Genomic DNA, 16,141 nt, shown 5'->3' on the forward strand with positions numbered 1-16,141 from the left:
AGGACTGAAATCCTGGCCCTCGGTCCGGGGCAGGCCTTCTCTCACCGTCAGGGGGCGGCGGGACCGCCGAAGGCCACGGCCCGTCTGCCGTACGGGCACGACAGTGCGGTCCCCCGACGACGAGCAGCCCGTGCCGTGCGATTCGACATGAACGGCAGCGCCGGCGGCGGCCCCTGGCCGGCCGTGCCGGAGGCGGCAGGAGCCATTTCGGACTTGAGATGAATAGCAAAAGTGGCCGCTACACCCCTTCAATGATCCACAACTGGACTCCCGAACGAGAATTCGGCGTCAATGCTGGGGGTGGGGGCGGGAGTGGAACATGGGCCGCCGCTTGGTGGTGGTGCCCTGGGTGAGGTGGCCGAGTTCGACGCGCATCTTGATGGCGTGGAAGACCTCGACGGCGCCCACGACGATGGCCATGATGCCCACCACCAAGGTCAGTGCGGCGATCGAGCTGAACGGCGAAACGATCAGCACGATGCCTGCCAGAGTGGTGATGATCCCCGAGAAGATCTGCCAGCCGCGTGCCGGGATCTCCTCGGCGGAGACCGCCGTGGCGGTCACCATGATGCCGCGCAGCAGCCAGCCGAAGCCGATCCACAACGCGAGCAGCAGAATCGATTCCAGGGTGCCCCGGAAGCAGACCAGGCCCAGCAGGATGAAGAGCGCACCCGCGACGAAATGCAACACCCGCAGATGCCGAGGGACGTGTGTGCCGAAGGCGCCGGCCAGCTGAAAGACACCGGTGGCCAACAGGTAGATGCCGAAGAGCACGCCGACGACCCGCAGGGTCTGACTGGGCCAGGCCAGGGCAACGACGCCCAGCGCGATCGCAGCCAGGCCCATGATGAGCAGGAACTGCCAGCCCATGTTCGCCAGGGCGCCCATGCCGCCGGACGGGGAGACGTCTCGGGGCTCGGTGCCGTGCGGAGAACCGGTGCCTGCGGAATCGGAATCGGAGGGGTATGTCATGCCGTCTGCCTCCTCCAGGAGAGAGCACGGGTCAGTGGAGTCCAGTTCCATCGTCACCCGCCTGGCCCTGTCTCGCCTGGCAGGCGCTCACCTGTCCCGGCGGTGGCCCGGCGTGCCATGCGTCCCCCGAGGAGGCAGAAAGGCCCTTGGGCTCCGGCCGCGCGCCCACGGGTTGCCGCGGGCACCGTGGCGCGATGACATGGAAGGCGGAGACCGTGGTGGCCGTCTATGAGGGAAGCGCCGCCACGGGCTCACAGCGATGGCGAGAGTGTTGGTCACCTCCGGCGGACGGGGTCCCCGTGGCGCTCATCGACTTCGACACACCGCTCACCCCGGCCCGCGGGTCTGGGACCTTGCCCATGCCGCATACCGGTTCGTGCCACTGACCGGGCCGGACAGCCGGGATTTCCGCCTGCCGGTCGCCGAACAGGCTCGTCGACTTCGGCTGTTCGCCGACGCGTACGCACTCGATCGCGCCACCCGAAAACCCTGCCCCATACCGCGGCCGAACCGACGCGCCCGGCTGCGGATGCTGACCGGATCTGCCGGAGGCCCGTAGAGGAGAATGTGGGCGATAGGGCGTTGTCGACGAGCAGGGAGGATCGGTCCGATGGGAAGTGACGAGCCCGGCGCGGGCTGTGGCCCGTACGCCACCGACGGACTCCTTCCGCCTGGGCAGCGGCTCGCCCGGGGCTGGCCCGTCTCGCACTACGGCCCCGTTCCCAGGTTCCGGCCCGACCGCTGGGACCTGAAGGTCTTCGGCGCCACCCGCACAGGCGACGACCACACCTGGACCCTCGAAGCATTCGCCGCCCTGCCGACCGTCGAGGTCGTCGCCGATCTGCACTGCGCGACAGGCACCACGTCGACCGGCCACGAGTGGTTCGGCGTCGCTGCCACCACGCTGCTCGAACTGGCACCTCCCTCGCCCCCGGTCACACACGTCATGGCCTGGGCGGAGTACGGCTACAGCGCCAACCTGCGGCTCAGCGACTTCGCCTCCGCCCACACGCTCCTGGCCACACACCACAACGGGGAATCGCTCACCGCCGAGCACGGCTTCCCCCTGCGTCTCGTCGTCCCCCACCTCTACGGCTACAAGGGCCCCAAGTGGCTGCGCGGCATCGAGTACATGACTGCCGACCGCCGCGGCTTCTGGGAAGAGCGCGGCTACCACAACATCGGCGAGGCGTGGCAAGGCCGGCGCCACTCCTACCAAGAGGAAGACGGCGACGGTCCTCCTCTGTAAGGACGGTCCTCCTCGATAAGCAGGCATGGCCGACGAGAGGGGTGCGCTTCCGGGGCGGTGACACCGACCGTCCGACCGACCCGACCGACCCGACCGACCTGTCCGACCCGTCCGACCGTCATCGCAAAGAACGGTGAAGCGGCCTCGATCCCGAACGGCTCGGCGGTCGCTGAAGCTGGGTTCGTGAGGCGGCAGGCGGCAGGCGGCTGACGACGGCAGGCAGCTGGCGGCCGGCGACTGAGGGATGGCGGCAGAGCCCTGTCAGCAGCCGAGACCAGCAATAAAGTCCTCCAGTGCCGCGGCGACTTCGGCGGGAGCTTCCAGGGGCAGCAGGTGGCCGCTGGCCGGGACGATCTCGAACCGGGCCTGGGGGACGCTGGGCAGGAGGCAGCGGCGCAGGACGTCCGGCGGTTCGACCTGGTCACGCTCGCCGGCCAGGACGAGGACGGGGGCCTCGATGGTCCTGGCGGCGTCTGTGACATCCGTGGCTATCCCCCGCAGGGGCCACTCCAGACGCGCGGCTTCGTCACTGTTCAGACTGTCCTGCACGACGGCGCTGCGGACGGCTCCCGCCAGCGGCGTGGCGGTGAGGACGTGGTCGAGCGCCTGCCCGACGGACTGCGCCGAATCGTAGGCGCGGGAGAGGGCGTGCCGGTACTCGGCAGTCACGCTCGCGGGCGGCTGCGGCGGCGCGGGGGCCAGCAGGGCCACCCCTGCCAGGCCCGGGGGACGGCGGGCGGCGGCGAGCAGGCTCACCTTGCCGCCCATCGAGTGCCCGACGAGGACGAACGTGCCCAGGCCCTTGACGATGTCGATGAGATCGTCAGCGAGCTCGTCCAGTCGGTACGTTCCGGGCAGCGCCCGCGACGAGCCCCAGCCGCGCTGGTCGAAACGGACCGTGTCCCGATCAGCCGGGAGCCGTTCCACCACTGCGTCCCACGTACCGGCGGATCCGCCCCAGTAGTGCACGAACACCAGCGTGGGCCCGCCTCCTCCACGCCGGCGGACCTCGATCGAGCCGTCCGCCACGGGGACGTGGTGTGTTGTGGATACTGTCGTCATGGAGACCTCTGAGCCATATCGCGGAAGGGTACGAAGAACTGCTCCAGCCGAGTTCACGCCGCTGAGCAGTGAATATGACCCAAACGCTACGGACACGCCGCAGCGCAAGCCCGGTCGAAAGGTGCAAGCTTCTTGTGAAAAGCGGTCAGCTTCCCGGAGTCAGGCAGCTGCGCTACACCCCGGCTCCCGGGGCGCAGTTCGATGTCGAGACGCTCAGCTTCGCGCAACTGCGGCTCATGGACCACAGCCGCCAACGAACCCGCCCTCAGCGCCCGGACTTCCATGTCATGGCCTTGGTGCAGTCGGGCGTGGGACGGCATACCGCCGACTTCATCGATCACCCCCTGCGGGAGCGAACCGTCGTGTGGATACGTCCGGGTGTGGTCCACCGCTGGACCGATGTCGACGACCTGCAAGGCCCCCTCCTGCTCTTCGCGCAGGGCTTCCCGCCCGCCCCGGGCCCCGCGGCGCAAGCGGCGGCGGACGTCTTCGGCCCGGCCTGCTGGCAACTGGACGAGGACGCCTGGGAACTGGCCATGCGGGCCGCGGACCATCTGCGGCACGAGCACACCGCAGCGGTATCCCATCCGCGACTGGCCTCGGTGCCGCTGCTCGCCCATCTCCTGTCAGCCCTCGTGCTGCGGGTGCTGCCCACCGAGCCGGCCGGTCCCGCGACAGGCAATCCCCACGAACACGAACCTGAAGCCGGACCCGGACCCGAACCCGAACACGCCGTCTTCCACCGCTATCGGGCCGCGGTCGAGGAACGGTTCACCCAGCACCACCACGTACGTGACTATGCCTCCGCCCTCGGCTACGACCCGCGCACCCTCACCCGGGCGACCCGCGCCGCAACGGGCCTGGGTGCAAAGCAGTTCCTCGACCAAAGGATCCTGCTGGAGGCCAAACGGCTGCTCGCACACACCGACCTGCCCGCCGCGCGCTGCGCAGAGCACCTCGGCTTCCACGACGCCGCGAACTTCACCACGTTCTTCCAGCGCCAGGCCGGGCTGTCCCCCAGCCGCTGGCGCACGCGGCACGACGGCCGCTGAGCCTTTCTCGCTCTCGGATGCCGCCTCATCTGCCGGCGTCGGCTCGAGATCCACCGTCGGTGAAGCCGACGCGGCAGCGGCTGTCTACGGTGAGGCCTTCGCCTTGCGTTCGCCGGCCTTGAGACAGCGGAGGCTCCAAAGACCGTACAGAGCCAGCAGCGGTTTGCCGACCAGCCACTCACCAGGGCGGTAGTCCTCCGCGCGCACAAGCCTCTTGGCAAGATCAGGGCGCTGGCGCCGCAAGTACGCGCGGGCCTTGAGCGCGTGCGCCGGCTGAGAGACGATCTTGATGCGGTCGACGTCCTCCAGCAGCGGGATCACGTTCGTGATGTTCTCCCATGTCGTGCCGCTTTCGTCTTCGAGGAGCACTGTGCCGTCGAACGCGAGCACCGACTTCGCGTAGTCAGCCATCAACTGGGCCTCCGCGGCGGCACTGCCGGTCGCACCGCCGCTGAAAATCACGCGCGTGGCACGCACACTGTCGGCGGCGATGGAGCGCATTCCCGCACGGACGCGCCAGCGGTTGATGAAGTTCGCCGTCGCCTGCGGGTTCCGGTAACCCAACACGACCACGGCCTCGGCAGCGCCCCCGCTGTTCCCCACGAGAGTTCGAGACCAGCGCCGGTTCAACCACTCGCCCCAGGCCAGGGCTGCAGCCCCGGCCATCGCCAGTCCTGTCCTTCGTCGCATGCGGCGACTCTAGGGCACCTCGGTACTGTCGTTGCTGTCGTTGCCTCTGCCACCCGTGCCGGCCACCCGGCAGCCGCTTGGGGCCGTTGGCAGGCGGGGCCTTGGTCCAAGGCCCCGCCTGCTCGGGTTCGGGCCGGTCAGAAGCGCACTGTGCGGTCCCGGGTGACCGTCGGGACGGCGATTACGGCATCGAAAGCCTCAGGGACCGGGGTGCTCAGATGGGAGCTCTGTGCCCGGATTCCGTTGAGCAGTGGTGTTCCCTGGGCGTCGCGGGGTGTGGGGCGCAGGTCGGTCAAGGTGATCCGGTCGGCGAGTCCGGCGTCGGTGAGGGCGGCCTCGACGCTGCCGGGCCCGGCAGGCTCAAGGTGGGCTTCGGCGAGGGTGAACCCGACCGCGGCGCTCTGGTCGGGGTACATCTCCGGCACATGGTCCGCGGTGTGGACGAGGGCCACGGTGCGGTAGTCCTGGCCGAGCATCCGATGCAGGTGCCGGCCCATCGGGGGGTTGGTGAGTCCGCCGGCGAACTCGAAGGAGAACGCTGTCTTGTGGATGTGGTTGTTGTGTGCGGCGAGGACGATCCGGGTCCCCGGTTCGGTGTGGTCCAGGTGCCAGCGTACGGATTCGGCCATGTAGATCTCGCGCACCGACAGGTCCGCTGTCAGGCCCCGGCCGGACAGCAGGGCGTGCAGCGCCTGGAACATGTAGTCGGTGTGGCAGGCCGCTTCCACGCGGCGCCTGGCGATGTCGAAGCGGCTCTGGCTGCTGCGGGAGACGTAGAGCGGTTCGGCGGCGCGCAGCCGCAGCAACAGCCGCGCCAGTACGGCAGTCAGTTCGTTCTGCTCGGCCACCGGAAGGGCGGCCCATGCGGGCCCGGCCGCAGCGCCGGAGCCGCAGCCCTTGAGGAACCGGTCGCTCACCTCCAGGATCGCCTCGACGAGGCGGAGCGCGTCGGGGTCCACCTCGCGCAAGTAGTCGGCCACCGGCTCCAGGGCAGGCCGTAGCGCCCCGCCGGCCTCGGGGACATCGATGCCGGCGAAGCGCAACGGGTGCTTGCTGGTGCGGTTGTGGTGGCGGAGCCAGTGCATGAGGTCCGCGGCGCCCCACTCGGCGGCGGCCCGGCTCACTGTCGCCAGGTCGCCGTCGTCCCCCTCGCCCTGCAGCCACCGGTCGAGCGGGAAGGCCTCGCTGAAGCCGAACTCCATGGCGAAAACGGTGAATCCGCAGCGCTCGGCGAGAAAGCGCAGCACGCGCTGGCGTACGCGGGAGAACTCTTCGACGAAGTGGGCGCCCTCACCGATCGCGACAACGCGGGCATCGCCGATGATCTCCCGGAGCCCTTCGAGATCGTCGAGGGGTTGCTGCGGGTCAAGGGTGGTCAGAGGGGTGGAGTGTGCGCGAAACCAATCGGCGAGCACGGTTTGGGCGGAAGGCTCAACAGGCACAGCTGTAGCTCATTTCTCGGCTTGGGGTTCAGGACACAGCGGCTCGTCCGCCTGCGGCGGACCAGCGGCGTGACGATGCGCAGACGCAACCGGCGCCGGGCCACTGGGCCAACGGCGCGCCGCATCTGTCGACGAACCCCGTCAGAGAAAGTTGCTGAAGATTGCCATGATCGGAAGCTAGCACCCGTGCCATCCACGTGCATGCGAATAATCCGGTAGTCCGGCGCTTGATCGCGAGGCGGGGAGAACTTGACGAGGAGCACCGACCACCGGCCGATGCCCCGGTCCACCGGATCCGTCAGACACCACTCAACGTCCGACAAGCAGGCCGTAAGGAACGGCGTCATAACATGGCCGCATGGAGGTCTCAAAGCTTTCCGCCGAGGCGCGGCAGCGGCGTAGTGCGGAGATGCGGGCGTTTCTGCGCTCACGGCGGGCGCGGCTGACGCCTGCGGACGTGGGCATGGCGGCCGGGGGCGGGCGCCGTACACCGGGGCTGCGGCGCGAGGAGGTCGCGGTCCTCGCCGGGGTGGGGGTCTCCTGGTACACGTGGCTGGAGCAGGGGCGCGACATCAAGGTGTCGGCCGAGGTGCTGGACGCCGTCTCCCGCGTGCTGCGGCTGGACGCCGCCGAGCGTGAGCACCTGTACCTGCTGGCCGGGCTGAACCCTCCGCAGGCCGCGCCTGCGGACCGCGCCGTACCGGTGGGGATCCGCCGGGTCATCGACGGCTGGCTGCCGCGGCCCGCGTACGTCATCGACCGGCACTGGAAGCTGGTTGCCGTCAACCGGGCTGCCCAACTGGTATTCGGTTACGGAGAACTTGACCACAGTTGCCTGGTCAGCTTCTTCACCAGTGCGCACTTCCGGTCCGTGCTGTGTGGGTGGGAGGACGCGGCGCGGCAGATCGTCGGCCAGTTCCGGGCGGACGCCGCTCGCTATCCGGACGATCCGGAGTTCGGGCGGCTCGCGGAGGACATGTGTGCCGCCAGTCCCGTCTTTGCCACCGTCTGGGCCGAACACCCGGTGGGCGCGGCGACCGAGGGCATCAAGTCGCTGGTGCACCCCGCTGCGGGGGAGCTGAGGTTCCACTACACGATGCTGCCCGTCTCCGATCTGCCCGGTGCCCGGCTGCTGTTGTACGCCCCTGTGGAGGGGACACCGACCGAGGCCCGGGTGGTCGGTCTGCTGGATGCGGGAGAACGGGCCGCGGTCCCTTCCTCGTAGGCCCATTGCCCGGCGGCCCGCGCCCCGGCCGCCGGGCCCCGGTCACCTGCCGCCTGCCGCCTGCCACCTGCCACCTGCGGGTGGTGGTGACAGACCCAGGTTCAGCTGACACTGCCGGAGCGGTTCGCGCCATCGCAGGATCATGGGCATGCAGCGATTCACGAACAAGACAGCACTGATCACCGGCGGCACCAGCGGGATAGGATTCGCCACGGCGCGGCGGCTCCTGGACGAGGGGGCGTACGTCGTCATCACCGGCCGCGACCAGGCGCGCCTCGACGCGGCGGTCGCCCGGCTCGACGCGGTGGAGGACCGCGTGCTGGCCGTGCGGGCCGACGCCGCCTCGACGGCTGACCTCGACGCGCTGATGCGCCGTATCGAGACCTGGCGTGGCACGCTCGATGCCGTCTTCGCCAACGCCGGGACCGGCATCTTCAAGCCGACCGCCGAGATTACCGAGGACGACTTCGACCGCACCGTGAACGTCAACTTCAAGGGCGTCTTCTTCACCATTCAGAAGGCGTTGCGGCTGATGCCGCGCGGTGGCGCCGTCGTCATCAACGCCTCCTGGACCCTGTACCGGGGGCTGCCCATCGCCTCGGTCTACGCGGCCGGCAAGGCGGCGGTCCATAACCTCGCCCGCACCATGGGATCCGATCTGGCCGCTCGCGGTATCCGCGTCAATTCCGTCAGCCCCGGCTACATCGACACTCCGATGTGGCGCGAGGCCAACACCGACCCGGACGCCAGAGCCCGCAACTCTGCCGAGGTGGCGCTGGGGTCCCTCGGCCACCCGGACGAGGTCGCCGCGGCCGTGGCTTTCCTCGCTTCCGAGGATGCCGCGTACATCACCGGCCAGGATCTGGTCGTCGACGGCGGGCTCGTCGGCTCGGTGCCGGTCACGTGAGGGCGGTGACGAACATTCCGCCTCAGTAGGCAGAAGGGCGAGCCGGCGGCGCCCGTGCCCGCTGCCGTCCCGCTGACCCTGCGGGGGTGCAGTGCGGTGCCGCTGAGAGGTCATGTGATGGCCTCGCCGACGTGAACCTTGGCTGGGGCCGTACGCGGCCCGGCGGATCAGGTCAACAGATGGCTGGGGTGGGAGAAGCGGCGCGCTGTGGCCAGGAGGGCGTGGATCTGGGGGCCGACCTGGTCGATGTCGGTCACCGGCGTCTTGAACGGCAGCCGGACATCGTGGTGGGTGTGCGGGTATTCGAGGCGCAAGGTCATGGCGTAGCGGTCCATCGCCACCGGCAGGGCGCGCAGCATGCCGTTGCCCGGACGCGGGCGGACGAGGCGCAGCAGCAGGGGAACGACTTCGGCGTGCGCGTCCAGGAGGTGGGTCAGCATGCCCGCCTCGCTCGTCGCGATCGGATCGAGGTCGGTTGCCTTCAGGTCGTGGAGGGTGACGTAGGCGCGTTCCCGGGCGTCTTCGAGGACCGCCTGACCGAACTCCATACAGGTGCTCTTCGTGGCCTCCGTGCTGTACGGGGCTGCCAGCAGCCCGGTCACCGTGACGCGGGCACGTACACGGTCCCGTACGGGTGTGGGGGCGATGTCGGTGAGCTCCAGCTTCACCGGGACGCGCGTCGCCGTCTGGGCGTCGGCGTCCTCGAACGGTGCGTGCAGGTGGACATGGCCCATTGCCCCGGTTCCGTCGAGGCGACGCACTTCGGTGAGCCTCCCGTCGCTCACCACGGTCATCGAATGGGCGGAGGCCAGAATCGACCGGACGCGCTCTGCGGCAGTCGGTGAGGCGGCACGGGTGTGAAAAGGACGCATCCGGGTGCTCCAGGCGCGGCTAGAGAGGCAAGGCTGTGGACTTAGGCAAGCCTAACCTAACCCACGCGCCACTGTTGCTGCCGTGCATCTGAGGCTCTGCACGTGACCGGCAAACCCGGCGTCGAGGAGCCCGGCTCCCTGAGCGTCAGGCGAAGACGCGCGCGAGGAAGCCGCGCATGCGCTCGGTGATGGTCTCGAGGTGGCTCTCCAGGGCGAAGTGTCCGGACTCAAGGAGGTGGATCTCGGCGTGGGGCAGGTCCCGGGTGAATGCCTTGGCGCCGTCGGGGCCGAAGATCTCATCGTTCGCACCCCAGACCGCCAGCAGCGGGACTTGCGAGTCGCGGAAGTACTGGTGAACCTGCGGGTAGAGGTCCACGTTGGCCGGGTAGTCACGGAAGAGCTTGAGCTGGATCCCGTCGCTACCGGGGCGGTCCAGCAGCGCCTGGTCGTGGACCCAGTTGTCGGGGCTGACCAGGCTCGGATCAGCCACTCCGTTGACGTACTGCCAGCGAGTGATCTCGGGGGTCAGCGCGCCCCGCATGGGACCTTCAGTGTCCGGGCCGGGCGCCTCCGCACAGGCGAAGACGCCGCCCCAGAAGAGCTTGACGAAGCCCTCTTCGTAGGCGTTGCCGTTCTGGGTGACGATCGCGGTGACCCGGTCGGGGGCTTGGAGGGCGAGCCGCCAGCCGATGGGAGCGCCGTAGTCGTGTACGTACATGGCGAACCGGTCGGTCCCCAGGTGCCGGCAGTTATACATCCAGCCACTCACAGCCCGCCTAACCTGTCAAAGGTAATTTACTGGCTATAGGAAAGGAAGCGACGCGGGCCGGGCGGTGCGGTCGGAGAGGCCGGTGAACCAGGGACGCGGGCGACGGGACGGTAGGAGGTCGGGACGTCACCCTGCCTCAAGCCTCCGCCCGTGAACGGTCGCCGGCCAGCGCAGGGAATGCACCGGGACCGACAGTCCCGAACGATGCGTGATGACGGAATCGCGGCGGCACCTGCACAAGAATGAGCATCGGCCCGAGCGCACAAAGCGCAACGCACTACAGAGCTGCAGAGCTGCAGAGCTGCAGAACAAAGTGCCATGGGGCTGCCCCGGCCGGCCACCCCGCAGAAGGGTCCGCAATGGCGACGCTGCTGTCCGTCAACGTAGGAATGCCCGAGGACGTCTCCTGGCAGGGCAGGACCGTCCACACCGGAGCCTGGAAGTCGCCCGTGCGCGACCCCCGGATGGTGCGGCGGCTGAACATCGACGGAGACGGTCAAGGCGACCTGGCCGGGCACGGCGGCGATATCCGCGCCGTCCTCGTCTACCAGTTGCAGTCCTACCGGTACTGGCAAACGCACCTCGGTCGCGATGACCTGACCTTCGGGATCTTCGGCGAGAACTTCACCGTCGATGGTCTGCCCGACGACGAAGTATGCATCGGCGACCGCTACCGCATCGGCGAAGCCGTATTCGAGGTCACCCAGCCGCGCGTCACCTGCTACCGCGTCGGTATGCGCCTGGGGGAACCCACCATGGCCTCCCTACTGGTCGCCCACCACCGCCCCGGCTTCTACCTGCGTGTCCTCACCGAGGGGCGCGTCCAGGCCGGCGACGAGATCACCCTGACCCGTAAGGGCCCCGAAGAGCTCAGCGTCGCCGACACCGACGCGTTGCTCTACCTCCCCGACCGCGACCCCGTACAACTGCGCAAAGCACTGAACATCCCCGCCCTCAGCCCCGGTTGGCAGCAGTCCTTTCGTGAACTCGCGGCCGCTCGGCAGCCCGCACAGGAACCGGGATGGCCGGGCGAACTCGCCGGCACCCGGCAGCCCAGGGAAGAGCCGGGATGGCCGGGTTTCAAGACCATGCGCGTCGCCCGTATCGTCCCCGAAACCACAGCGGTCTCATCGATCTACCTCGGCAGCACCGACCACACCCCCCTCCCCGAGGCCCGCCCCGGCCAGTACCTCTCCCTCCGCCTCGCCGTCGGCGAGGCCGCCCCTACAGTGCGCAGCTACTCCCTGTCCGCCGCGCCCACAGCCGACACCTACCGCATCAGCGTCAAGCACGAGCCTCACGGGCAGGTCAGCGGCTACCTCCATGGGACGCTCCGCCCCGGGGATCTCGTGGACATCGCAAGCCCCCGGGGGACGTTCGTGCTCGAAGAAGGCACCCGCCCGGTCGTCCTCGTCTCCGCGGGGATCGGTGCCACTCCCGTGCTCGCCATGCTCCACCGACTCGCCGCCACACGGGACCCACGCCCCGTCTGGTGGATCCACACCGCCCACGACCACGCCCACCACGCTTTCGCGGACGAGTCCCACGCGCTCCTGGCGCAGCTCCCCCACGCCCACGAGCACATCTACTACACCGCCGAGTCCACCCCGCATCCCGTAGGACCCCACATCACCCAGGGACGTCCGACCGCCCCCTCACTCACGGCCATGGGCATTCCCACCGACGCCGACGCCTACCTCTGCGGACCGCCCGCCTTCATGGACGACCTCGGCGGTTACCTGCGCGACCATGGCCTGCGCCCCGAGCGGATCCATACGGAACAGTTCAGCGCCCTCCCCGCCATCAATCCCGGCGTCACGCCCACGGCGGCGATCAGGCCGCACCAGCCACCCGGCCCACCGGGCTCCGGCCCCCTGATCACCTTCGCCCGCAGCGGCATCACCACCCCATGGTCGCCCGCTCACACCTCACTCCTCGATCTCGCCGAGGCCTGCGACATCCCCACCCGCTGGTCCTGTCGCACCGGCGTCTGCCACACCTGCATCACCCACCTCGTGACAGGCGACATCACGTACACCACTCCACCCCTCGAACTCCCCGAAGCCGGCACCGTCCTCGTCTGCTGCAGCACACCGGCCACGGAAGTCGTCCTCGATCTTTAGCCGGCGGGGCAACGGCATGCACCGGGGCCCGCAGCGGAGCGGTTGCGCCCTCAAGGGGTCGGTGCTGATGTGGAGATGAGGAAGGCGTCGTCCTCGGGCCGGCCCTCTTCACCGGTGCCGCGACCCCACGGGCGGAAGTGCGCAGGGAAGGCGCGGAGAAGGCGCAGGGAAGGCGCGGAGAACGCGCGGAGAACGCGCAGACCACGGTTTCCCACTGATGCCCTGGTAATCGGTTGCTGGAAGTGACCAGAAGGGAAGGGTGGTGCGCCAGTGACCACCACGTCCATGTCAGGGAGAGTCGCGCTGGTGACCGGGGCGACCAGCGGTATCGGGGCGGCCACTGCGGAAACGCTCGCCGAGCGCGGTGCGCACGTACTGGTGGCGGGCCGGGACCGAGGACGCGGCGAGAACGTCGTCGAGGCCATCCGGCAACGCGGCGGCACCGCGGACTTCATGGCCGCCGACCTGCTGCACGCCCTCTCGGTCCGACGGCTGGCCCGGGAAGCCGTGCAACAGGGCGGTGGCCGGGTGGACATTCTGGTCAACAGCGCGGGCATCTACCCCTTCGGGCCCACCGAGCAGACACCGGAGAACGAGGTCGACGCCGTCTACGCGCTGAACGTGAAGGCTCCCTTCTACCTGGTGGCCGAGCTCGCACCGGCGATGGCGGAGCGGGGCAGCGGGGCGATCGTCAACGTCAGCACCATGGCGGCCGAGCTCGGCATCGCGGGAGTGGCGCTGTACGGCTCGAGCAAGGCCGCCGTGAACCTGCTGACCAAGTCCTGGGCTGCCGAGTACGGCCCGCGCGGGGTCCGGGTCAACGCCGTACAGCCCGGGCCGACGCGGACCGAAGGCACGGCAGGCATGGGAGCGGACCTCGACACCCTCGCCTCCCAGGCGCCCGCCGGACGGCCGGCTAACCCCGGGGAGATCGCCGAGGCGATCGCGTACCTGGCCGGCGACACCGCGAGCTTTGTGCACGGCGTGGTGCTCCCCGTCGACGGCGGCCGCACCGCCGTGTGACCCGGGCCGGACCGGGCAGGCGGCCCGGCCCCCCTGAGCTTGTCGTCGCACCTCGGCCCTGCGGCCACTCCTCGCTAGCTGGTCAGCGCGCTGATCAACGAGGAGGGCGCGGCCGGCGCCCCCGCGCGGTCGGCTGATCGTCATGCAGGACATGCCTTCCGCTCTCATTCTTGGGTTCGACCCGCACGCAGTGCCCGGTATGGACGGGGACGCCATGCGCACGGTCCTGGACGAGGAACTGGCTCGTTTCGGCGGACAGGCCATCGATGCTTCCATGACGCTGATTACGCCGGACGAATCGGCCGAGTCCATGGTGGTCGCGGCGCTGTCCGAGCGGGACTGGGACGTCGTCGTCATCGGGGGTGGGATACGCAAGCCCGAACCTCTACTGACGTTCTTCGAGCAGGTCGTGAACCTGGTCCGGCAGCATGCGCCCGGGGCCGCGATCGCGTTCAACACCAGCGGTGGCGACAGCGTCGAAGCGGCCGAGCGGTGGCTGTAGCCCCAGCCCTTCAAAGGGATTGACTTGGAGTGCACTTCAAATGCTCCACTCTCCAAGTCGACTTCACCACACATCCCTTGGGGCCGCACATGAATGACTCTCCTGTCGCACTGATTACCGGTGGTGGTAGCGGGATCGGGGCCGCGACGGCTCGGCAATTGGTTGAGCAGGGGTACCGCGTGACGATCACGGGTCGGAGCGAGGACCGGCTCCGCCGATTCGCCGCGGAACTCGGCGAGCCGGACGGCTTGCTGGTGGTGCCGGGAAGCGCAGCGGACCATACCGCCGTCCGGACGGCGGTCGCGACGACAGTGACGACGTTCGGGCGGCTGGACGTCGTCGTTGCCAACGCGGGCCATGCCACCTTCGACGACTTGGCCGACGGTGACCCCACACACTGGGACGACATGGTGCTGACCAACGTTCTCGGCCCCGCGTTGCTCATCAACGCCGCACTGCCCGCGCTGCGCGGATCGTGCTCGTCGGCAGTGTGGCCGGCCACATCTACACGCCAGGAAACCTCTACGGCGCAACGAAATGGGCCGTCACCGGCATCGCGGAGAACACCAGGAGGATGGTGACTGCTGACGGCATCGGCGTCACCCTCGTCTCGCCGGGCGCGACAAAGACGAACTTCTTCGACGGTGCCCCCGGCGGGCTGCCCGACCGCGACTTTCTGTCGGCGGAACAATTGGGGAAGACCATTGTCTGGGCCATTGGCCGGCCGAGTGGTGTCGACATCAACACGGTGATCGTCAGGCCGGTCGGCCAGCCCGTATAAGCGCAATTCACGCCGCCGGTGGGGCGGCCGTCCCAGGGCGCCGTCGTATTCCGCCAAGCGGGGGCCCGCTCGGCCCGCCAACGTTCCTCGGCGGACGAGCGTTCTCGCCTTTGTGGGCCAGGCGTCCGTACAGGAGCTCTGCGGCCATCGACGTGCGGTCGGCTAGCGGTCGCCGGCGGCCCTCTCCAGGAGCGAGGTGAGGATCGGCTCGGCGTGTGTCCACAGCAGTGCGCCGCCGGCTCCTGGTACGACACGGTGATGAGCACGGGGTATACGGGTGGCGAGCAGTGCTCCGTTGTCGGGCGAGTGGCTGGTGTCCCGTTCGCCTTACCAGAGGTCGACCGGGACCGCAATATGCGCCACATCGCCTCCGCGCTGCAGCCTGCAAGGAATGCCTCGGCGCCGGCCGGGTCGCCCGCAGTCTGTTCGACGAGGCTCGAGGCACCGAGCCCCGGGCGGTCCACAGAGACGAGCCGCACCCCGAGTGCTCCCACGGCACCTGCACCGAACCCCAGCCACCGGCTCGTGCCCGCTCCCGGACACAACAACACGGGCACCCCGTCCGGCGGCCCCCACTCGGCCCACCCCAGCAACCGGCCATCGGAGAGACGGCTCTCACCGACCCCGGCCGGATCGTCGACGTATCCGGCCATGATCACCATCATGGGCCGTCAACTGGGCGCTCCCTAATGGTTTTTCGCCGTTGCCGGCGGGTCAGCATTTCGCCGTCAGTATTCGGCGCGGGAAGCGACAGGGGCGTCGAAATCGTCCTCCAAGTCGTCTTCGAGGAAGCTGTTCCCGTAGACCGGTTCGATGAAGACGTTGCGGTAGTCGGGCTTCGCGGGGCGCGGGAGAGGCGCAGCGAGCTTGTGGTGCGGCTGCGGTGTCGTGGGCGGCATGAGGTTCCTTGGTGTTCTACGCCGCAAGCGGCGGTCGGTTGGTGAGGGTCACACGGTCAGGGCCGGCGTCGACGTGCTCTGCGTGTGGCATGGTGCGGTGCGGTGGAGGCCTGCCATGACGTCGGGGGCCGATGCCTCCCCCTCCCGCTCTCGGCGGGTTCAACTCCGCCGGTACAGCCGTGGAGATGATGCGGTGGGGCCCGTCCGGTGCGGTGTCGTAGCAGGTGTCAGTGTCGGCGAGGGACTGCGAATCGCGCCGGAGCCTCGATTCGGTGATCATGATACGTGTAGCGGCTCAGCAGCTCTTGCCAGGCGACGCATGAGGGCGCCCCCAGCACTCCGCAGGAGCGGAGGCACAGCCTGATGACGCGGCGGGCGGGATCGGCTACCACGAGGGCGCTTCGGGGTTCCGCCGCTACGGTGCTCCGCCGGTCCCGCCGGCTCCGGTTTCCGCCACCGGAGCACCACTGCAGTCAGTCAGTTCACGTCCACGTTGTCGAAACGTCGAGCATCTGCGTGAGCACATGCACGCATGCGGTCAGGTCGGCGTCGGTCAGGCCCCCGCCGACCTGA

General features: G+C 69.2%; 13 protein-coding genes and 2 pseudogenes. 8 read left to right on the top strand and 7 right to left on the bottom strand.

Annotation, left to right across the window (positions count from 1 at the left end):
- Positions 1-288 precede the first annotated feature (288 nt).
- Positions 289-972: an HdeD family acid-resistance protein gene (locus tag OHS81_RS02950; protein ID WP_328382144.1), complete on the bottom strand. Its 684-nt coding sequence runs from the start codon at positions 970-972 to the stop codon at positions 289-291.
- A 610-nt stretch (positions 973-1,582) separates the two neighbouring features.
- Here OHS81_RS02950 and OHS81_RS02955 point away from each other — a divergent pair.
- Complete coding sequence (locus OHS81_RS02955) at positions 1,583-2,221, top strand: molybdopterin-dependent oxidoreductase (protein ID WP_328382145.1); 639 nt, start codon at positions 1,583-1,585, stop codon at positions 2,219-2,221.
- A gap of 261 nt (positions 2,222-2,482) precedes the next feature.
- Here OHS81_RS02955 and OHS81_RS02960 read toward each other — a convergent pair whose 3' ends face one another.
- On the bottom strand, positions 2,483-3,283 hold the full coding sequence (locus tag OHS81_RS02960; RefSeq protein WP_328382146.1) for an alpha/beta fold hydrolase: 801 nt from the start codon (positions 3,281-3,283) through the stop codon (positions 2,483-2,485).
- Between the two features lie 134 nt (positions 3,284-3,417).
- Here OHS81_RS02960 and OHS81_RS02965 point away from each other — a divergent pair, with 134 nt between their 5' ends.
- The gene (locus OHS81_RS02965; RefSeq protein ID WP_328382148.1) at positions 3,418-4,335 is read left to right on the top strand and encodes an AraC family transcriptional regulator; all 918 of its coding nucleotides are present in this window, start codon (positions 3,418-3,420) and stop codon (positions 4,333-4,335) included.
- Between the two features lie 84 nt (positions 4,336-4,419).
- On the opposite strand, the gene OHS81_RS02970 is transcribed toward OHS81_RS02965, so the two are convergent.
- Both OHS81_RS02970 and OHS81_RS02975 read right to left on the bottom strand, forming a co-directional pair.
- Positions 4,420-5,025, bottom strand: coding sequence for a YdcF family protein (locus OHS81_RS02970; RefSeq protein WP_328382150.1), 606 nt, complete (start codon positions 5,023-5,025; stop codon positions 4,420-4,422).
- Positions 5,026-5,162: 137 nt separating this feature from the next.
- Positions 5,163-6,467 carry an erythromycin esterase family protein gene (locus OHS81_RS02975; protein WP_328382152.1) on the bottom strand — a complete coding sequence of 435 codons (1,305 nt, stop codon included), beginning with the start codon at positions 6,465-6,467 and terminating at the stop codon, positions 5,163-5,165.
- 358 nt (positions 6,468-6,825) lie between these two features.
- On the opposite strand from OHS81_RS02975, the gene OHS81_RS02980 reads away from it, so the two are divergent.
- Positions 6,826-7,692, top strand: coding sequence for a helix-turn-helix transcriptional regulator (locus tag OHS81_RS02980; RefSeq protein ID WP_328382154.1), 867 nt, complete (start codon positions 6,826-6,828; stop codon positions 7,690-7,692).
- A gap of 148 nt (positions 7,693-7,840) precedes the next feature.
- Positions 7,841-8,599, top strand: coding sequence for an SDR family NAD(P)-dependent oxidoreductase (locus tag OHS81_RS02985; protein WP_328382156.1), 759 nt, complete (start codon positions 7,841-7,843; stop codon positions 8,597-8,599).
- Positions 8,600-8,766: 167 nt separating this feature from the next.
- On the opposite strand, the gene OHS81_RS02990 is transcribed toward OHS81_RS02985, so the two are convergent.
- The gene (locus tag OHS81_RS02990) at positions 8,767-9,471 is read right to left on the bottom strand and encodes a DUF2470 domain-containing protein (protein ID WP_328382158.1); all 705 of its coding nucleotides are present in this window, start codon (positions 9,469-9,471) and stop codon (positions 8,767-8,769) included.
- Between the two features lie 145 nt (positions 9,472-9,616).
- Positions 9,617-10,210, bottom strand: a pseudogene (locus tag OHS81_RS02995) (alpha/beta fold hydrolase); the annotation flags it as partial.
- 389 nt (positions 10,211-10,599) lie between these two features.
- Here OHS81_RS02995 and OHS81_RS03000 point away from each other — a divergent pair.
- The 4 genes and pseudogenes from OHS81_RS03000 to OHS81_RS03015 all read left to right on the top strand — a co-directional run bounded on the left by OHS81_RS03000 (position 10,600) and on the right by OHS81_RS03015 (position 14,669).
- On the top strand, positions 10,600-12,363 hold the full coding sequence (locus OHS81_RS03000; protein WP_328382160.1) for an MOSC and FAD-binding oxidoreductase domain-containing protein: 1,764 nt from the start codon (positions 10,600-10,602) through the stop codon (positions 12,361-12,363).
- Positions 12,364-12,648: 285 nt separating this feature from the next.
- A complete protein-coding gene (locus OHS81_RS03005) occupies positions 12,649-13,386 on the top strand; it encodes an SDR family NAD(P)-dependent oxidoreductase (RefSeq protein ID WP_328390863.1) in 738 nt (245 codons plus the stop codon).
- 151 nt (positions 13,387-13,537) lie between these two features.
- Positions 13,538-13,888, top strand: coding sequence for a hypothetical protein (locus OHS81_RS03010; protein WP_328382162.1), 351 nt, complete (start codon positions 13,538-13,540; stop codon positions 13,886-13,888).
- Between the two features lie 89 nt (positions 13,889-13,977).
- Positions 13,978-14,669: pseudogene (locus OHS81_RS03015) on the top strand (SDR family oxidoreductase).
- Between the two features lie 728 nt (positions 14,670-15,397).
- On the opposite strand, the gene OHS81_RS03020 reads toward OHS81_RS03015, so the two are convergent.
- Entirely contained in the window at positions 15,398-15,568 is a 171-nt protein-coding gene (locus OHS81_RS03020; RefSeq protein WP_328382164.1) for a hypothetical protein, read from the bottom strand.
- Between the last annotated feature and the right edge of the window lie 573 nt (positions 15,569-16,141).

The sequence above is a fragment of the Streptomyces sp. NBC_00400 genome (assembly GCF_036048035.1).
Lineage (GTDB): Bacteria > Actinomycetota > Actinomycetes > Streptomycetales > Streptomycetaceae > Streptomyces.